The following is a 17,684-nucleotide window of genomic DNA, read 5'->3' as shown; positions in this document are numbered from 1 at the left end:
GGACATTGATCGGCTGCGAAGCACTGGTGCGCTGGATGCATCCCGCGCGTGGCATCCTTTTTCCCGCTGAGTTTTATTGATATGCTGATTAAAAGTCCGCTGTCAGTCAAACTTGGGGGAGTGGATCATTCAGTCCGCTGTCAGTCAAATTAAGCAGTGGCGGCGTCAACACGCGGCCTTGCGTGTCAGTATTAATCTGTTCCCACGTCAGTTGCTGGAAACGGGCCTGGCCGATGTTATCCGTCACTGTGCCGGGGAAGATGCAGGCTTTATCGAACTGGAAATCGATGAACCGCTGCTTACCGATGCCGATGAGACAAAATTACAGGTTCTGGATGCGGTTAAAAATACGGGGGCGTTATTTATCATCGACCATTTTGGTCGCAGCCTGGCCTCGCTCAGCCTGTTGCAGCATCGCTTTGTTGCCGGTCTCAAGATAGATAAATCGCTGACGGGCCAACTTGAGCAGAGCAACAAAGCCCGACTGCTGTTTAACGCGATTGCTTCGTTAGGCAAAAATATGGGCATCACGGTCGCGGCTGAAGGCATTGAGAACCGTGCACAGCATGAATTCATTTGTGCTGCGGCATGTGACATTTTACAGGGCAAACAGATGGGGGCACCCGTCAGCGCGCCTCGCTTCGAAAAGCTTTATGTTACGCCGCTCAATTGCCCCCAACCCTGATTGCTGCTTTCTTCCGGCGTTAACGCTCAGGGTCCTGAGCGTTAACGAAGATGACGCTGTCCTGACCGATGAGGCAGAAAAAACGGCACCGCGAGGGTGCCGAAGTGAGCAACGTTTGTCAGGACAATCATTGTGATAATCAACTCACACTAAGATTAACGGCCCTGTGCCAGGAAGATTGAGCGAACCGATGACACGTTTGTGAAAACGTGACGCGACGCAGGTTTTAAGCGGTCTGAGGGCATTTATCCGCAAAAAAAGAGAGAGGCATTTCAGGTATAGAGAAAATTTGTTTGATCCCGGGTGGCGACAATCCAAAGCGTGAACTAGTGTAATAACGCTGTTTGGAAGTCATTTAGGATTTCCCTGAGAACTCCGGCCCGGCCCTTTAACGAGGTTCGGGCATTTTTTTGCACTTAAAACAGCGCCTTGCCTCTCTGTTGCACGTTCAACGCGTCAGGGAAGGCCGTAAAACCTGCCTGCAGGCCAGCGCTGACGACAGCCCGTTTTCTGTGCATAACGACAGAGGACAGAGTAAGAGAGGGAAGGGCATTAACGTCAGCGTGGTAATGGTGAGTCGAGAGGCAGGTAAGCAGGCGCGTGTAACGTTTATTGCCTGAAGAGCAGCGTCAGAAGTTCACGATAATGTGACGCATCGTCCTCATTCGTTGCCGTTTCAAGACAACCAATCAGCTTCAGACAGATGATGCGTCGACTCACAGGCTTATTTTCCCGAAGAAATTTCGACTGCGATCCTGCCAAGTGTTTCAAGTTGATGTGGGTGATCAATCTGGCTGAAATAATGGGCCAGGTTGCTGGTTTTTCCTGAGGCGGCAAACCGTCCTGGCGCATAGTGTTCCTTGAAGCTGAGTAGGAGTATTTGTGCGCAAGTTAACCGATCCTGGGGGCCGCTGTACAGCAGTATTACCGATTACTGGCGAAAGAAAGGTTGCCAGCCGTCTGGCTTAGATCTGCAGGGTAAAGCGGCGATATGTAAGGCGGGCACTGGCGCTTCAGAGCTGGCTGACAGCGGCGACTGGCTTCCCATTGTGCGTGAATATTTCAGTCTGTGATAAGAGCATAAACGCCGCTAAATGAACAGGCACAGACATGGCGCACGTTAATAATAACGTTTTAGTGCGAAGCATTACCGAAGAGAATAAACACCATCATTAGCAGGGTTTTATTCATGGGGCGTAAACAGTCGCCAGGAAGTATAACCATCAGCGCCACAACAAAAAATATTAATACTGCTCTTACAAAATGCTGAACGATAATATCTCGACGTTGACGGATATCTGTCTTTACGTGCCTTTGAAATACACGCATAACGCCGGGCCAGGCCTGGCAAGGCCTGCAGGTGTTGTCAGGCGTACTGTAGATATATTCAGAATAGTCTTTATCAGACAGCATTCAGGCCAGGAATTTAATAAATTTATTGCAATTCATTAAGTTAAAACAGGCATTTCAAAAGTATCATTTTTATCACTTCAGGCTACTATTCTTTCGGCAGAAAAAGGCTTTTGTCATCTGTTTGATTATTACTAGAATGTGAAAAACAATAGTGATTAATTGCCCGATTGAGGAACGTAAAGTGTTATTTCACGACGATGAGAAAAGTCATGTCATTCTTGGCGAAGCGGTGGTCAATCTTGCCCTCGGTGAGAAAGAAATTAGTATTGATACACTCATTGCGGAGCTCAATATGATGGCCGAGTCAGAAACCTGTGATAACAGATTAGCCGACATTTTCTCGGCGCGACGCTGGCTAAAGCAGTTCAGACCTTCACCCGTCAGGAGGGATTCCGGCCTGCGCTGGTTAATGACAGCCAGTCAGGAAGGAAAAACAGATGAAAATGTTATTCGTCTTAATCCGGAAGAGGATGACGACCGTGCATAGCCAAACGTTGGCAAGTTAGTCAAGAAAAGGTAATCAATGACCTCTCTGCCTCTGCTTTACCGCCTCGCCTCTGCCCTGTGGTGTAATCGCAACGCTGTAAGACGGTTAGCTTTCTGATATTTACGCAAGTGACTGTTAAGTATGATATAGCACTTTATGCACAATAACCCTGCCAGCCAGTTAAGAGAATTCCTGTACAATTTTCCAGATGATGTATAAGTTTAGTGAACATTGCGTTGACTAACGTTTATACTATTTCTCATTTGGGAGATTCATGATGCGTCAGAACGAAAATACGTCCAATACGGTTCACGATATTGCCCGTTACTTTGGCAACGACACGCTCCCTTCCGAAAAAGCGACGCTGGGTCAGGTCATCGTGGAGATCCTTCATGCAGGCAAAAGCCTTAACCGTAAGGCCATTTGTAGCGCGCTGATTCGTCGACTGAGTCAGTCGGCCAGTCCGCTTGAAGAGCAACATTATCAGAAACTGATCAGTATGCTTTTTGACCGCTGAACGCTGCGACGCACACGTGCATTCACGTCCCGCAGCAGTAATCTGATTGGTCAAATAAGCAGGTCACCAGAGGCCTGAGCATTTGAGGCTGGTTTGCCCGGTTACAGGGGCACAATGTCATCAGGAATGCGGTATGCAAAAAGATAAACAAGAGAAACTTATTGAAATTGTCATGGGCGAGGCGATTACCGCGTTGCTTGACAGCAATGACACCATCAGTGGTGCGACACTGGCAAACAGACTTAAGATCATGCTCCGGATGAAACTCACGACGAGCGGCACGAGGCTATTGAAATGGCGCTCACGGAAGTTCGCAACGAGTTTGCCTCCGCACGTGACCCGATTGATGCCACCGTACTGGCATTTGGTCAGAGCATTCCGGACAACAGTCGTAAGCACTAAGTCTGGGCGGCCTTCAGGGCGATGCATGCAGCAGGGTAAAAACGCAGCGGTTGCTGGTATGCACGCAGGATTGCAGCACTGAACAGTCAGTATGACGTCACTTACCTTCACAGATACAGATTAAGAAGATCATCATGCCGAATACTATCGACATTGAGCAAAACACGACAGAAGCAGAAATACTGCATCTCTTTCGCCGTGCGGGTGACACACTTCAGGCTGAAAATGCAGTGCTGGATGCGGTGATTCGTGACATCGTCATTCAGGGACAAAAGGTGACCAGTAAGGCCATCATCATACGTCTGATTGCCGAACTGGAATGCACGGAAGATAGCACCGAGTTGGCCGTGTTACGCCATTGCCTGGAAATTGTTGTGGGGCGAACATCCTCCAGGGACGATGCGTAAGATACAGCCTGCGCGGTCTCGCTGAATCTGTCATGGAATAAAAGCGCATCGCCCTGTACTGATAAAGCGGTATTGGTGCCACCGCTAGTCCGGTGCTTCATCATCTTAATGAAACTGTCGGGAAAGCAGACGTATCGCTTCCTGACACGCTTTCTTTTCAAGCTGCTGTGCTCTGTTCACTGTAATTATGCAGTGAACTGACAATATCCTGAAGATGGAGCTCGCCATCGGGTTTAAGCAAACGCGCAACTATCGTACCAATAATGGTATAGATGTCTTGCATGGCGGTGTCATCACTCATTCGACCTCCGTCAGCGAAAACGTGCCTTTATTAATCAGCGCGTCGGTTATGTGAATACCTTTCAAGGCGCTTACTCGTGCAAAGCGTTTTTCAGAAAGTAGGGTAAGCCGCTGCCTGGCAGCGACTTAATGAAGGTGATGGATACTGAGATCACCGAGTTCTGTCGTTTGCGATTCAGCCGGACGAGAAATCATCTCCGCACGGATTTCTTCAATGGCCCCGCAATGCTGCGCGAATGCGTACCTCATCACTTTCGGTATCCAGAAGCTGTTGCAGCCGCTCAAGGAGAAGGCGCAGGAAATTGCCGCATCCTCATTCAGTAGCTGCGTCACCATCTCTCCGATGATGATGTCCGTCATTTTTTCGTCAAAAACGTTATTCATATACTCCCCGGAAGGCGGTTCTGAGACCGAAAGATTAGCACAGGTTTTTCCAGTGGGGTTTGCTCAGCATCAAAATGAGACTGCACGGATGTGCAGGCGGCACTGCAATGGCACCGAAAACCTTTACTGGCTTTTTTTTTGCGGGCAACAGAATAAGTTTCTTTGAGCAATCATTCAATTGTACATTGACGTATTTTTCATCTTTGCCAAAGAAAGAGCCCGGGCAGTGCCGGGCTCTGGCGGTCATGCTGCTGCATCGCCGGTTAACTGAGCAGGCGGTCAGGCTGTACGAAACACAGAAACCATGTCGCGCAAATCACTGGCCCGTTTTGCCAGTTCATCTGCGGATGACGCCGACTGCTCAACCAGTACTGCATTTTGCTGTGTCACCTGATCCATCTGGTTAACGGCAATATTAATCTGGCTTACGCCGCTGCTCTGCTCTTCAGACGATGATGAGATATCGCGAATCAGCTGAGAGGTTTGCTCTATGGCCTCTACGCTCTGCTTAACTTTGCTGCCCGCATCCTGCGCCAGCGTTAAGCCTTCATTCGACTGAACGACAGATTGCTCTATGAGACCTTTAATCTCTTTCGCGGCACCGGCTGAGCGCTGCGCCAGTGCGCGCACTTCGGCCGCTACTACGGCAAATCCTTTACCCAGTTCGCCGGCGCGAGCCGCTTCAACGGCGGCGTTAAGCGCCAGTATATTGGTCTGAAAGGCGATGCTGTCAATGACGGCGGTGATTTCCTCAATCTGGCTTGAGCTGCCACGAATCTTCTGCATTGTCGCCATGACAGCGTTCATCGCATCACCACTCATTAAGGCCGCATTAGTCGCCGATACGGCCATATCGGAGGCGTAACGTGTGTTATCGGCATTCTGTTTAATAATGGACGACAGTTGCTCCATACTGGCGGCGGTTTCAGCCAGCGAGGCGGCCTGTTCCTCCGTACGCGATGAGAGGTCGTTATTACCCATCGCAATTTCTTCGACGAGTTGGCAATGGTTGACGCGTTATTTTAATACTGGTCACTAACAGCGAAAGACGTAGCTGCATCTGCGCCAGGGCATTCAGCAGTTCGCGCGATCTCATTATTGCCCGAGACCGTTATTACGGTGGTTAGATCACCCGCTGCAACTTTACTGGCCACTGCCACCGCCTCTTTTACAGGGCGCGTGACCGAACGACTAATCATAAACGCCACAAAGACTGCTATGAGTGCTAACACCAGTAATGCGGCCAGCAGGATATACTGCGAATGACGACGTTGATCGATTTGATCGTTGAGCGTAATTGCCAGTTGCTGGCTGAGTTTGTGCCAAGATCGTTATAGGCGTTAATCGCCTGGGTAAAGTCTTTTACGTAGTCCAGAGGCGTAATCTGCACGGTTTTCGTGATAAAGACGTTTTCCGCCATCTTAAGTACGCTGGCCGAACGTTGATAGGCGTCCTGCGCCTGCGCGGCAAAGTCAGTTTTCAGTCCTGGCTCCACGGTAAAGGCTTTATTTCAGTACATTACTGAATTTTTCCAGTGCATTTCGGCCGCCTTCAAGTTGATATTCCATGACGCCACGATAGGATTCGTCAGCTTTATCCCCCGCCGCAATGATGGACGTACCACTTGCCCGGATGCGCCCGAGCGTTTCGGTCAGCTCTGGCAGGCGGCCATAAATACTCATGATAAGCTGATAAGTATTCAGGTCGCATCTAAAGAGAGACTATACAAATCAAGAATGTCTTGATTCGTGTCCAGCAGGTTTTGAATGAGTTGGCATGATGCGTCAGGCTGCTCGACAGCGTTAACTTCCCCGTTAACACGTCCTGTTGTAGCTGTGACCATGCGGTCTGAACATTTAAAAAACGCTGAGTGGGTTGTGCGCTGGCATCATATTGACGCAATTCAGAGGCTATTTTTTCATACATTGCATCGATCTGAGAAGCCAGCGCTACGCGTGGCGCGTTATCCAGCTTATTTTGGGAAATAGCGATGGCACTTTCCGCACGATGGCGCTGTATCAGGTTAAGTAATGTCAGGATATCTTTTTCGATCGGTACGCCTGTAACTCTTGTGTTTTTACGTTAATCGCTTCATTACCCGTCTGAATAAATAGATAGGTAGGTAATATAAATAAAACCAGAGCAAAAATACCGAGGATAAGAAATTTTGTCGGCAGGCCGAGTTTGTCGAGAATGTTTTTCATTACTTGCGGTCCAGGTGGAGTGGTGTCTTTTGATAAAAATCATCAAAATATAATTATGTTATGTTTTTACTGTAATAGAATGGAAATTTTTCGCTTATTATCAACGATCTGTTTGATTTAACGGCAGGGCGAGGCCCATTTTTTCACAGTGAAAGACAGTATAGAGTGCATTCTTCTGTTTATCATGTTAAAGATTCACTAAATTTTCTTTTCAATGTGGCTAAGCCAAATTATTTTTCTTTTTTAATTTTCATCTAATTATAAATAGGTATATATGGGATGCTTGTTATAAAAAAGCAGCCTCGATCCCAAAGAATGAAAAAAAAAATTAAAGTTATCCTGAGGGGTGACGATAATGGCGGTCCTTATTTTTTAGCCAACAATAAAGTCTTCCAGGGGCTTTTACCGGGTAATATTCTGGTCAGATAATTAAAGTCATATGACTTACGATGAGTATCGCCACGTGCTCAGGACCGGTTAAACATACATTCCGCTTACTCCCGCAAGACGCTTCCGAAGCTGAGGTTGTGTTGCAATCCTGTGACGCGTTTTGTGTCGCTGCGTGCGTCATCGCCTGCGTGTTTTCCTGCGCTTAAGCACTGTTTACAGTGAAGAAGTGGTGCACGCTCTGACGCCGCAGCGGCAAACGGTGAGTGTTCCCTGTTAACCACGATTGAATATTTTTTTCTTATCGCCAGAAAGTAACCAATACAATGTTTTATTCTCTTTTTCTAAATTAAATTCTTCTCGTTTAGTTTAAGATTTAATATTCGTCAAATTATTTTTGTTTTTATTAAAAAACCATAATTATCAATTGCTTATTATTTTTTTTATTACGGGGCTCTTAATTTTTACTGTGGATTTTACTTTTTTAACCGATACCTGTTTTTCACCATAAGCAGGGAGTCCATAATGAAAATTTCAACGCGCCTGACGATGAGTTTCGGCCTTTTAATTACGCTGTTTATTATCTGCACCTCAGTGGCCTATACCGGTATGAATAATGCTCGTAACGGCATGGATGAAGCCGTAAATGTCAAAATGAAGAAATACCGTGTGGGATGGACATGTACGGTGGGTTACGTGACATGGCCGTCATTGTGCGTAACCTTGCCCTGATTACGGATCCCGACCAAATGCAGCGAGAGTGGCAACGTATTGTCACGCAAAAAGCGAGCTATATAGAGAACCGTGAGCGTCTGGCTGCAATGGTTGCCAGAGATTCAACGCCAAAGGCCAGAGAGGCCTTTGATAAGATAGTAAGTAGCGAGGGCCCGGTGCTGGCGGCGCTGGAACATGCCGGCCAGCTTGGCTTACAAAACAAGCAGCAGGACGCGACGTCTTATCTGATAAAAACGGTTCGGCCATTGCAAGGGCAATTACTTGAGTCGCTGAAAGAGATGACCAGGCTGCAAATGGAAGACAGTGAAAAGTCCGTTGAAATCACCAGTCAAAATGTGCGCCGGGCCACGCTGATTCTGTTGATTCTTGCCTCTCTGTCGGTGGTCGTTTCCGTCGCAGCGGGGTATATGATTATACGCGTGCTGATGCGTCAGCTCGGGGGTGAACCTGCTCAGGCGCAGGCATTATCTGCGGCGATTGCCGGCGGCAATTTAACCGCACCGGTCACCTTGCGTGCCAACGATTCAACCAGTCTGCTCGCCTCTCTGGCGAATATGCAGACCAGTTTGCGTCGTCTGGTTAGCCAAATCAAAGAGACCGCCGGATCGGTCGCCTCGGCATCCGATGAAATCGCTCAGGCAATACTGAGCTGTCATCACGTACAGAACAGCAGGCTGCCGCCCTACAGGAAACGGCGGCCAGTATGGAACAGCTCACCGCCACGGTGAAGAGCAATACGGCCAGTGCACAACATACGGCTACCGTTGCCCGCGAGGCTGCAACCCTGGCGCGCAGCGGCGAGTCCGAAGTCCAGCGCATGTCTCATACCATGAATGACATCGCCCTGAGCGCGACAAAAGTACGCGACATCACAGGCGTGATTGAAAGTATTGCGTTTCAGACCAATATCCTGGCGTTAAATGCGGCGGTTGAGGCAGCGCGGCGGGCGAGGGTGGGCGCGGTTTTGCCGTCGTCGCTGGCGAGGTCAGAATCCTGGCACAGCGTAGCGCCACTGCCGCAAAAGAGATCAAGGAACTGATTGAACATGCGGTGGAACAGGTGGATAGCGGCGTTCATGTCGCCGCCGGGACCGGAGAAAGTATTCTGAAGGTCGTTGGCATGGTCAATGCACTGGCGGGCGCGATGGATGAAATATCAATGGCTTCGTCAGAGCAGATGCAGGGATCTCGCAGGTCAGTGTTGCCGTCAGTCAGATGGATGGGGTCACCCAGAATAACGCGGCGCTGGTTGAAGAATCCTCATCCGCCTCGCACTCCCTGTCAGAGCAGGCGCACGCCTTACGCGGCATGGTTGAAGCATTTCAGGTTTGATCGCTTAGCAGGGCGGTAACGCCCCTTTTTTATATCACAGAGTCTGGCTTGCCCAGCCTCACGACAGGACATCCCCGCGTCGCCAGGCAATCGGCCTGTCACTGAATGGTCAGAACAACCCGGCCAATCAGTTTGATGTCATCAATCCCACAATCAAAGGCCACGCCAATCCCGCTGACGTGGACTTTCCTGACCGGAATACGCGTCAGCGTTCTGACGCTGGCTGTGCCTTCGATTTCGACCAACCAGACGCCGTCATGCATATCTTCGAAGTCAGTATCGATGATGTATTGCGTGGTTTCGGCCAACAGTAAAAAAGCGTTGCGCGGTTCCTGCTTCAGGGGCGCATATAAGGCTTTATCCAGCATCACATAACCCGCATCCTCGATTTTTCCGCTGATTAGTTTTTTTCTAATCAGTGTCGGTGTGTCAGGTTTGCTTTCTGAGAACTTACTTCCTTTACCCGTAATCAACCATTGCAAGTCCGCCCCCGTTTCCATAACGCACTGCAAAACGATATCTGACGGAAAAACATCACGTTTATAGCGTGCAGACAGGCTGCTTGCGGCAATTCCAAGGTGATCTGCAAGCTGCATTTTCATGGTAAAGCCATAGCATCGACAACGCGATCCAGAGCTTCAGCGCTCGAGTTCGGAAATTTGAAATTAGTATAAACGCTCATTTTCATTGACACTTAGATTTAGTCTAAGTATCCTCCGGTTTTAGTTAGCCTTTGATTGATGCAGCAGCAGGCGGCTTTATCAGATAACGAAAGATTTTGCCTGATGAGGCCCATTTTTACAATCGTCATGCCGGAACCTTATCGCGTCGCTCACCTGTCTGCGTGTAACGGTCAGCACCGGTGAGATAAGGCAACAAGGGCGATTGTGTCGGTAAGCGCCGCGATTGCACGCAAGATGTGAGTGAAAGTGGTTTAACGCCTTGTCGTGCTAACACTGAGGCCAGTTTTATTACCGTTTCGCTTAATGCTTAACAAAAGCCAGCGATGAGACAGGCGCGAATCCGTCATCAGGTACAGACACCATGATGTCAGTGACGGTGGCGACTGGTCAGTCAAACCCGATGCAAACTTTATCGGAGGAAAACAATGAGTCGCACCGTCCAGATAAAAAGCCCGCTATCCGCTTCGCATGCTGAAGCGCGTTTTGACAACGGCAGCAGCGAAAAGATGACCTTTGATGAATTTCGTCAGCGCTGGCGTTTGCTGCGCGACAGCAACCGTAACCCTGCGCTGCGGTACTTCAATCACCAAAATAACGATTTCAAATTCTGTGTCTTAACGCTGGTCAATCGTGACTGGCCCGGCAGTTTCAGGCAGGAAGATATTGGCAAACCTTTCGAGTGTTTCGATCAGCTACGTCGTGAACGCATCATCATGGCGATGAACAAGCTGGCGCGCTGGGAAAGATATTGCCGCGACAGTTCTCAACGGCGGACTGCTTTTTGCCTGAATAAACCACCTAATCGTAACGCAATGACGTAAACCCGTCGGGCATGACTTTGCCCAAAATCTGGAGAGAAATGATGAACAGCGAAACCCATTCACTGAATGACGCCACAACCTTTACCCTCAACAAACTGCTTGATAACGAAAGAAAAGCCTGCGCACTGGCGGTCGCCAGACGGCTGAATGTTATGGCGGCGCATATTACGCGTCAGACATTAAACGGCATTGAGGCTGCGGAACTGCTGCGCAACGAAGCTGAACGTTATGAAAACGAATCAGGAGCGCTGCGCTGATGGCCGATACCATTGATGTCGCGCAGCAGCGCAGCGAAGAAATCCTGGCGCACAATATTGCCCAGGTCACGCAACGGCCCGTGGCAATCAGCGCTTCGTTTTGTGAAGAGTGTGATGCACCGATTCCCGAGGCGCGCCGTCGCGCCGTTCAGGGTGTCACCCGCTGCCTGTCCTGTCAGGAAGTCTGCGAGTTACGCACACGTCTTCACCACGGACAGGCGCGATGATGACTTTTGCTTACCCGTGGAATGCCCCCGGCTGGCGATTGCCAGCCCGTATCCCACTTATGACCAGCAGCAACACCGCGATCGCCTGATTGCGGCGTGGCTGCATGGGCAGAAAACCCTTAATGCCCAGGCCAGGATGGTGCAACTGGACGTCCGGCGTCGCATGGCGTTACTTGAAAAGCAACAGGGCACAGCCCGGGCTAATGCGTACTTAGCAAAAACCTTTGTTGAGCGTACATTACCGCGTGTTGAGTCAGTCAACCAGCGCTACCAGTTGCATGCCATGCGTCCCGGCATCGTGGCGCAACTATCCCGAACGCTGTCGTGCCCGCAAGGTGCAGCCAGAGCGGCCGGCACATTGTGGGAACTGATTGAAGCGGTTTAACCGCCTGCCGGATATGTCCCGTGCTGATGTTGATTTACTCGCGGGCGATATTGCCAGCTTTATTCATGCAGAACTGGTGCAGTTGCATGCCAGCATCAGTGAGAGGACGGATTACCGTTATGTCCATCACCTCTACACAACCGCGGCTATCATCACCCGTGAGCTGGACAAACGCCACCGCTCTGGGAAACGGTCAGTACTCGCTTCTTCTGTCCCGACGATGTTACCGCCGCCATCCTGCGTATGCAGGCAGAGAAATGGTGGAAAGGACAGTTGCGTCGTCTCAGCGCCTTCTGGCGAGAACATCTGCATATTGCCTTAGCCAACGTCAGCAAAAAGCGGTCACCTTATGCCAGCCCGATGGCGGTTGCGGAATGGCGGGAACAGCGTCGATGCACTCGTGACTTCCTGCAGAGTATGGATCTGGAAGATGAGGAGGGGAACCGCATCAGCCTGATCGAAAAATATGACGGCAGTGTGGCCAATCCAGCCATTCGTCGTGCGGAACTCATGACACGCATTCGTGGCTTTGAAACCCTTTGTCAAAATATGGGCTTCCGGCGGAGTTTTATACTTTAACCGCCCCCTCTCGCTATCACGCCACCTTGCAAACGGGCCACCGCAATGCGAAATGGAACGGGGCCAGCCCGGCGGACACGCAGCGCTATCTTTGCACGCTCTGGCAGCGAGTCCGTGCCAAACTGCATCGAAATAACATCAGTATTTTTGGTCTGCGCGTTGCTGAGCCTCATCACGATGGTACACCGCACTGGCACATGCTGATGTTTATGCGCCCTGAGGACGTCAGTCGGGTAAGTGAGATCCTGCGTGATTATGCCTGCCAGCAGGACAGCGATGAGCTGAACAGCGCCCGCGCACGCAAAGCGCGTTTTCATGCGGAAGCCATGGATCCAGCAAAAGGCAGCGCGACAGGCTATATCGCTAAATACGTAGCAAAAAACATTGATGGCTATGCGCTCGAGGGCGAGCGGGATCATGAAAGCGGAAAGCCGCTGAAGGAAACGGCGATGGCCGTCTCGGCCTGGGCGGCCCGTTGGCGCATCCGCCAGTTTCAGTTTATTGGCGGTGCTCCCGTCACGGTTTATCGCGAACTGCGCCGCCTGGCTGATCTGCAAAGCGCTCATGGTGCGGACGAGGCGTTTGCTGCCGTACATGCTGCGGCTGATGCCGGTCAATGGGCTGCGTACACCGATGCCCAGGGCGGCCCCTTCGTTAAACGTGACGCACTTACCGTGCGTGTCTGGTATCAGCCCGATGAAAATTGTAATGCCTTTGGCGAGGAAACGCAGTCGATTAAAGGTGTTTATGCCACGGCGACAGGGCCCGGCGTGCCCGTGTTGACCCGGCTGAAAACATGGAAAGTTGTGCCTAAACGCGCTGAAGAAGAGGCGGCCAAAAACCGCAGCCGGCGTTGCGGTCTTGGAGTTCTGTTAATAACTGTACGCATATGCCAGCAATGCCTTTTAATAATTGCCACGGCAGCGGGATTTACACTATCGAATGCCAAAAATTTCAGCAAAAAGGTTTAGATAATGATGAATACTCTTCGTTTTACAGGCTATTCCTGTCCGAGGACTTAACGGGCTTTGAAAAAGCCAGACCGACATTGTTGCTGTATGAAAATAAAGTAGAACTCTCACGAATATCGAAAAGGACTGACTGCTTTTAAATCCTTGCAGCCGAGCCAAGAGATAAAAATTTACATTTATCTTAGCGTGACGTGCTGTTTAAGTATTGCTGAGTAAACGGTATACGATTGCTGTTGAGTCCACGTGACATGAAACTGGATGGGCAATAAGGTATCTCTTTAAATTATCGAAATGTATTTGGGGACTTAACGTTTTTTTTAGTGGGACAGCATCGTGACACCAGAACGCGGATGAATTTCCGTATCTTCAAGAGTACTGCTGGTCAATTTTTCGTCTTTTCAAGTCATGTTTATCCAAATGGAATGTATTCAACCGGTACTGGATTTTCTCAATTACATTGTTTTCAGGAGTAAGAATTATGAACGCAAAGAAAACGTTGGTCGCTTTTACTGCTTTTATAGCGCTGTCAAGTCAGGCAGCAACAAGCATTAATATCAATGCACTACAAAACTGCATCACATCGCCTCCGGGAACCGCTGCTGCTGGTAAACCGGCACAGTTCCAGATGCAAAAAGGGACTTATGATGTCTCAATCACGAATAACAATATGAGCTGTTCCAGTAATGATCTGGGCGGTGGCTGCGCTATTGATACTGTTCTGCTTCAGGGGGCTTAGGATATTCAACTAATCGGTGGGGGCAAAGCATTACATCGACACCGGTTCGCGTTTACGTTGATGTAACCTCAACAATAATTGCCTGGGTTTCTGACGATGGTTGTTACAATAACACGGGCAAGCTACGCTTGTAATAAATAAAATTCAGTAGATCTTCCATCAGGCCGCCTCCATCTGATGACTTAATAAAGCCTGAAAGGTGAGCCGGTCTTTTGATTAAATATGCAAGATTATAAAATTTTTGTAGTATGCATAAAGAATGCAGGCGGAGAATGTTCGGATGGCATTTTTGACTGGGGAATTAAATTACATGGCAGTATCGTTAAAAGAATTATTCGTTTTTAGCTGCCGAGGATGAAACGTATTGATAGATGATTATAGGGGAATTAAAAGCCATCATGTTGCTGCAGATTAAGGTTTTAAATAATTGAGCCATACTACTTATCATAATTTCAACTCATTCATTCAAATAAGTAACTGGCAACAACGCTATGTCAGGTATTGGATATCGAGCATGCCAGGATAGCGAAGGGAACGCTGAACATCTTTTCAGTAGGTTTTCCCTCCCGCTTTCACCCTTCGCAGAAGTGCACTGGTGGATGGTTGCGTTGTAGGGGGTATCGCTTACCCATCTCCTTTTGTAAGGACGGCTTTATGGCAATCTTGCCTTTAGACGCATCCGCTCAAAAGTGTGTCTGCATTTATGGCTGGTAGCGCTCTGTGTGGAAGAGCATACATGAAATGCTTTCAAATCCGGACGAAACACACGCCACGTTTTTGGCATCATTTAGAGGAAAATCTATTGATTTTTCTTACGCTTCTGCAGGTCAGTGCTGAAGGTTTGTCTTAAGGGAAGGTTAATAAAAGTTGATGCCTATCAACATGATATAATTTTTTACCAACTATCTTAAAACGCTTCCACAGTTAATCAATGCTATGATACTGTATGTATGTACAGTGTTTATTTTGGGGGAGGGAATTGTGGGAAATGAATTACATGAGCGAGTTATGCTTGAGCGCGTTGAGCTTATCGCCAGGCTCACCAGTGAAGGGCCTGCGGCGAACGAGACAGGGAAATTGCGTTAAATTTGATTGCTGAACTCGCAGCTAACTACACCCTTTCCGATAACCGATTTTCCGTTGTCTTTTCGGCTACGCCTTTAAAAAAACCATGATGCCGGCGTTCTCACTGTAACGTCAGCGGGTTGTCTGTCGCCTGAGCCCACCCAAAGGATGATGTGGGCTCAGGCGCGGGCAGCGGTCCGGGCAAACAGACCTTCACTTCGATCGGTCTTTAGCGTTCCTTACTGTCGTGTCAGGCCACAAAAAACGCCAGGCAGTTGTCACGTTCCTTTCCCGTTTCACTGCTTCGTCCGGCCGCAGACGCTCATCGTTAAAACACGCACTTTTCTTTCCCGTTTCGCTGACTCTTCCGCCTGCGGATCATCACGGCTAAAACACGCACCTTCCTTTCCCGTTCTATTGCCTCTTCCGGTCGTTGAACCTCATCGTTAAAACGCGCGCTTTTCTTCCTTCCTGCCGTTTTTTTAGCCGGAGTCATCCCATTTTTACTGCCTTTGCCCGCTCACTGTTGAGCGGGCGCTCCCGCGTTGAGCAATGCGCTGCTGAAGCAGACACTACTCCTGTCGCGCGCTGGCAACGCAGGCCGCGCTGAGCACATGCCCCCTGTTTACCGCATGGCCTGAGCTTTATGAAACCTGCTTTTGCGACAGGAGATATGGCCTGGCGATGCGGTGCCGGTAATGCAGGCTACCGACAACATTTCGCCCAGCCAACCATGGTTTTTATGCTCATAAGGGGCCAATCAATGCTGATTTATGCACGACAGGAAGAAACGGTTGATGAGATTTGCTGGCGTTATTACGGACGCACGCAGCAGGCGGTTGAACAGGTTTATGCCGCCAATCCTGGCCTGGCAGAAAAAGGCCCAACCTTACCGCACGGATGCAAAGTGGTCTTACCGGATCTGCCCCAGGCGGCTACTGGTGAGACGCTCAATCTGTGGGATTAGTGCCAATGGAAAAAATCAGTTCTCTGATTAATTACCTCATCGGGATTGTCCTGATGTGGTTTGGACGTCACACACCACAGGATATCGCTTTTATGGTGGGCTCTGGCGTTGCTGTGTTAACGATGTGCATCAATGTCGCAACCTTTTTTATCAACTGGTATTACCGCCGCAAAACCTACGAGCTGCAGCAGCGTAACGTTAAGGGGCTGAATTTTGAGCCAGACCGCTAAGCGATGTGCCGTCGTCGCCGTGCTGGCCATGGCCGCACTGCTACCGCAAATCAAGATGCTAAAAACCTCCGAAGCCGGACTCAGGCTGATTGCTGATGCCGAAGGGTGCCGCACGTCACCTTATCAGTGCAGCGCCGGCGTCTGGACTAACGGCATTGGCCATACGCAGGGCGTTACGCCTGCCAGCGTGGTGAACGAGCGCCAGGCGGCAGTCAACCTGGTTTATGACGTCATGCGCGTTGAGCGCGGCATTGATCAGTGCATGACACGTGACATGCCCTCCGAGGTCTACGACGCGGTGGTGTCCTTTGGCTTTAACGTCGGCGTACATGCCGCCTGTAACTCCACGCTGGCGGGCTTCATTAACCGTGGCCGCTGGCGCGATGCCTGCCTGCAGCTCAGACGCTGGGTCTATGTCAAAGGGACGTATAACGCCGGGCTGGATAACCGTCGCCAGCGTGAAATGGCCTGGTGCCTGAAGGGGCAGGATGATGCGACTGATGGTGTTTGCGATCGTGACGTTACTTGCGGCACTGGGGCCGGCGGCTGGCGTCTCAGCGTCATCGAGGCGCGGCTGGACAAGGCACAGCACAAGGCCGCGGCGCTGGCCGCCGACCTGAGCAACCGGGAGAAGGCCATCGATCAACTCAAGCGGGACAGTCAGGCCAGCCGAAAACGTGAGGCCGAACTGCGGCTACAGCAAAACCAGGCCAGCGCTCAGGCGCTGAACCGCGAAACGACAATCAGAAGAGAAACCGATGCGAATCCCGCTTTACGTGCCTGGAGTGCGACTGCTTTGCCTGCTGACGTTATCCGGCTGCACAGCCGTCCCGCCTTCAGCAATGCCCGAGATTATCTGGACTGGCTGTCCACGCGTGACCAGTTGCCCCATCCCGGAGAACCGCCTGCAAACGCAGGGTGATTTGGCGGCAGATAACCGCCAGTTAGAGGCTGCGCTCGCATCGTGCGGGTTGCAGGTAGAGATGATTAAAGCGTGCCAGGAGCAGCATGATGTTGAAAGCAACCCAACTCCGTCAGGTGCTGATAAACAGCGTTCCGCTGCTACAGCAAAATCCTGACAACCTGACCATCGATATTCAGTCCGGCAGTCTGGTCTCCACCCTCGCCAGCTCGCTGTCGTTTGAATACCACTTTCAGCTGGCTGTCGTCATTACTCAGTATGCCGACGATATTGATCTGATCATGGTGCCCGTGCTGGCCTGGCTGCGGGAAAACCAGCCCGACATCATGGTGTCGGAGGAAAAACGCCGCACCGGCTTTACCTTCACGCTTGATGCCACGGACGAGGGGAAGCACACCGTGACGGTCACGCTCCAGCTGACCGAACGTGTCTGGGTTGAGCAGCAGGAAGGTGGATTACACATCACGCATCTGCCGGAACCTGCGCTGCCAGAAAACGATGCGCGGCCCTGGCAGTTGTATATCAAAGGCAAGCTGGTCAGCGAATGGAAGGCATAGCCACTGCCGCTTTTGCTGAGGCGCTGTTTAGT

General features: G+C 50.2%; 16 protein-coding genes and 5 pseudogenes. 16 read left to right on the top strand and 5 right to left on the bottom strand.

The genetic code is table 11. The features are described 5' to 3' along the window. Positions 1–112: 112 nt before the first annotated feature. Positions 113–685, top strand: coding sequence for an EAL domain-containing protein (locus tag C1N64_RS21010; protein ID WP_394515180.1), 573 nt, complete (start codon positions 113–115; stop codon positions 683–685). 609 nt (positions 686–1,294) lie between these two features. Here C1N64_RS21010 and C1N64_RS21005 read toward each other — a convergent pair. Further along, positions 1,295–1,537 (bottom strand): hypothetical protein, encoded by a 243-nt coding sequence (locus C1N64_RS21005; protein WP_394515179.1) that lies wholly within the window; start codon positions 1,535–1,537, stop codon positions 1,295–1,297. A 742-nt stretch (positions 1,538–2,279) separates the two neighbouring features. On the opposite strand from C1N64_RS21005, the gene C1N64_RS21000 reads away from it, so the two are divergent. From C1N64_RS21000 to C1N64_RS20990, 3 genes are all read left to right on the top strand, one after another. Then, the gene (locus C1N64_RS21000; RefSeq protein ID WP_033739956.1) at positions 2,280–2,585 is read left to right on the top strand and encodes a hypothetical protein; all 306 of its coding nucleotides are present in this window, start codon (positions 2,280–2,282) and stop codon (positions 2,583–2,585) included. Positions 2,586–2,862: 277 nt separating this feature from the next. Then, positions 2,863–3,102, top strand: coding sequence for a regulatory protein YcgZ (ycgZ, locus tag C1N64_RS20995; RefSeq protein WP_033739954.1), 240 nt, complete (start codon positions 2,863–2,865; stop codon positions 3,100–3,102). A 536-nt stretch (positions 3,103–3,638) separates the two neighbouring features. After that, positions 3,639–3,911: a biofilm development regulator YmgB/AriR family protein gene (locus C1N64_RS20990; RefSeq protein ID WP_054633066.1), complete on the top strand. Its 273-nt coding sequence runs from the start codon at positions 3,639–3,641 to the stop codon at positions 3,909–3,911. 157 nt (positions 3,912–4,068) lie between these two features. Here C1N64_RS20990 and C1N64_RS20985 read toward each other — a convergent pair whose 3' ends face one another. The 3 genes and pseudogenes from C1N64_RS20985 to C1N64_RS20975 form a co-directional block, all read right to left on the bottom strand. Next, a complete protein-coding gene (locus C1N64_RS20985) occupies positions 4,069–4,212 on the bottom strand; it encodes a hypothetical protein (RefSeq protein ID WP_394515178.1) in 144 nt (47 codons plus the stop codon). Between the two features lie 125 nt (positions 4,213–4,337). Then, complete coding sequence (locus C1N64_RS20980) at positions 4,338–4,595, bottom strand: hypothetical protein (protein ID WP_394515177.1); 258 nt, start codon at positions 4,593–4,595, stop codon at positions 4,338–4,340. Positions 4,596–4,874: 279 nt separating this feature from the next. Beyond that, positions 4,875–6,799: pseudogene (locus tag C1N64_RS20975) on the bottom strand (methyl-accepting chemotaxis protein). 912 nt (positions 6,800–7,711) lie between these two features. Here C1N64_RS20975 and C1N64_RS20970 point away from each other — a divergent pair. After that, positions 7,712–9,252 (top strand): annotated as a pseudogene (locus C1N64_RS20970) (methyl-accepting chemotaxis protein). A gap of 98 nt (positions 9,253–9,350) precedes the next feature. On the opposite strand, the pseudogene C1N64_RS20965 reads toward C1N64_RS20970, so the two are convergent. Then, positions 9,351–9,934, bottom strand: a pseudogene (locus C1N64_RS20965) (phage repressor protein CI). A gap of 426 nt (positions 9,935–10,360) precedes the next feature. On the opposite strand from C1N64_RS20965, the gene C1N64_RS20960 reads away from it, so the two are divergent. From C1N64_RS20960 to C1N64_RS20910, 11 genes and pseudogenes are all read left to right on the top strand, one after another. Further along, entirely contained in the window at positions 10,361–10,756 is a 396-nt protein-coding gene (locus C1N64_RS20960) for a hypothetical protein (protein ID WP_394515176.1), read from the top strand. A 38-nt stretch (positions 10,757–10,794) separates the two neighbouring features. Further along, the gene (locus tag C1N64_RS20955; RefSeq protein WP_006118223.1) at positions 10,795–11,013 is read left to right on the top strand and encodes a DUF2732 family protein; all 219 of its coding nucleotides are present in this window, start codon (positions 10,795–10,797) and stop codon (positions 11,011–11,013) included. Beyond that, positions 11,013–11,240 carry a TraR/DksA C4-type zinc finger protein gene (locus C1N64_RS20950; RefSeq protein ID WP_006118222.1) on the top strand — a complete coding sequence of 76 codons (228 nt, stop codon included), beginning with the start codon at positions 11,013–11,015 and terminating at the stop codon, positions 11,238–11,240. Before C1N64_RS20955 ends, C1N64_RS20950 begins: the two co-directional genes overlap by 1 nt. Next, positions 11,237–13,090 (top strand): annotated as a pseudogene (locus tag C1N64_RS20945) (replication endonuclease); the annotation flags it as partial. The gene C1N64_RS20950 and the pseudogene C1N64_RS20945, both read left to right, overlap by 4 nt. Positions 13,091–13,653: 563 nt before the next feature. After that, positions 13,654–13,911, top strand: coding sequence for a hypothetical protein (locus tag C1N64_RS20940; protein WP_394515175.1), 258 nt, complete (start codon positions 13,654–13,656; stop codon positions 13,909–13,911). 1,828 nt (positions 13,912–15,739) lie between these two features. Further along, positions 15,740–15,943, top strand: a complete 204-nt coding sequence (locus C1N64_RS20935) for a tail protein X (RefSeq protein WP_033739932.1) — start codon at positions 15,740–15,742, stop codon at positions 15,941–15,943. Between the two features lie 5 nt (positions 15,944–15,948). Then, complete coding sequence (locus tag C1N64_RS20930) at positions 15,949–16,173, top strand: HP1 family phage holin (RefSeq protein WP_033739930.1); 225 nt, start codon at positions 15,949–15,951, stop codon at positions 16,171–16,173. Continuing rightward, positions 16,157–16,657 (top strand): annotated as a pseudogene (locus C1N64_RS20925) (lysozyme); the annotation flags it as partial. The gene C1N64_RS20930 and the pseudogene C1N64_RS20925, both read left to right, overlap by 17 nt. Beyond that, a complete protein-coding gene (gene lysB / locus C1N64_RS20920) occupies positions 16,637–17,095 on the top strand; it encodes an Rz-like lysis system protein LysB (RefSeq protein ID WP_394515524.1) in 459 nt (152 codons plus the stop codon). The pseudogene C1N64_RS20925 and the gene lysB, both read left to right, overlap by 21 nt. Then, on the top strand, positions 16,977–17,252 hold the full coding sequence (gene lysC, locus C1N64_RS20915) for an Rz1-like lysis system protein LysC (protein WP_226374589.1): 276 nt from the start codon (positions 16,977–16,979) through the stop codon (positions 17,250–17,252). The genes lysB and lysC overlap by 119 nt, the downstream gene beginning before the upstream one ends. Then, positions 17,182–17,652, top strand: coding sequence for a phage tail protein (locus tag C1N64_RS20910; protein ID WP_081049498.1), 471 nt, complete (start codon positions 17,182–17,184; stop codon positions 17,650–17,652). Before lysC ends, C1N64_RS20910 begins: the two co-directional genes overlap by 71 nt. Positions 17,653–17,684: the final 32 nt, after the last annotated feature.

Source organism: Pantoea sp. SGAir0215, from assembly GCF_043543215.1.
This window is presented reverse-complemented; position numbering and strand designations above follow the sequence as displayed.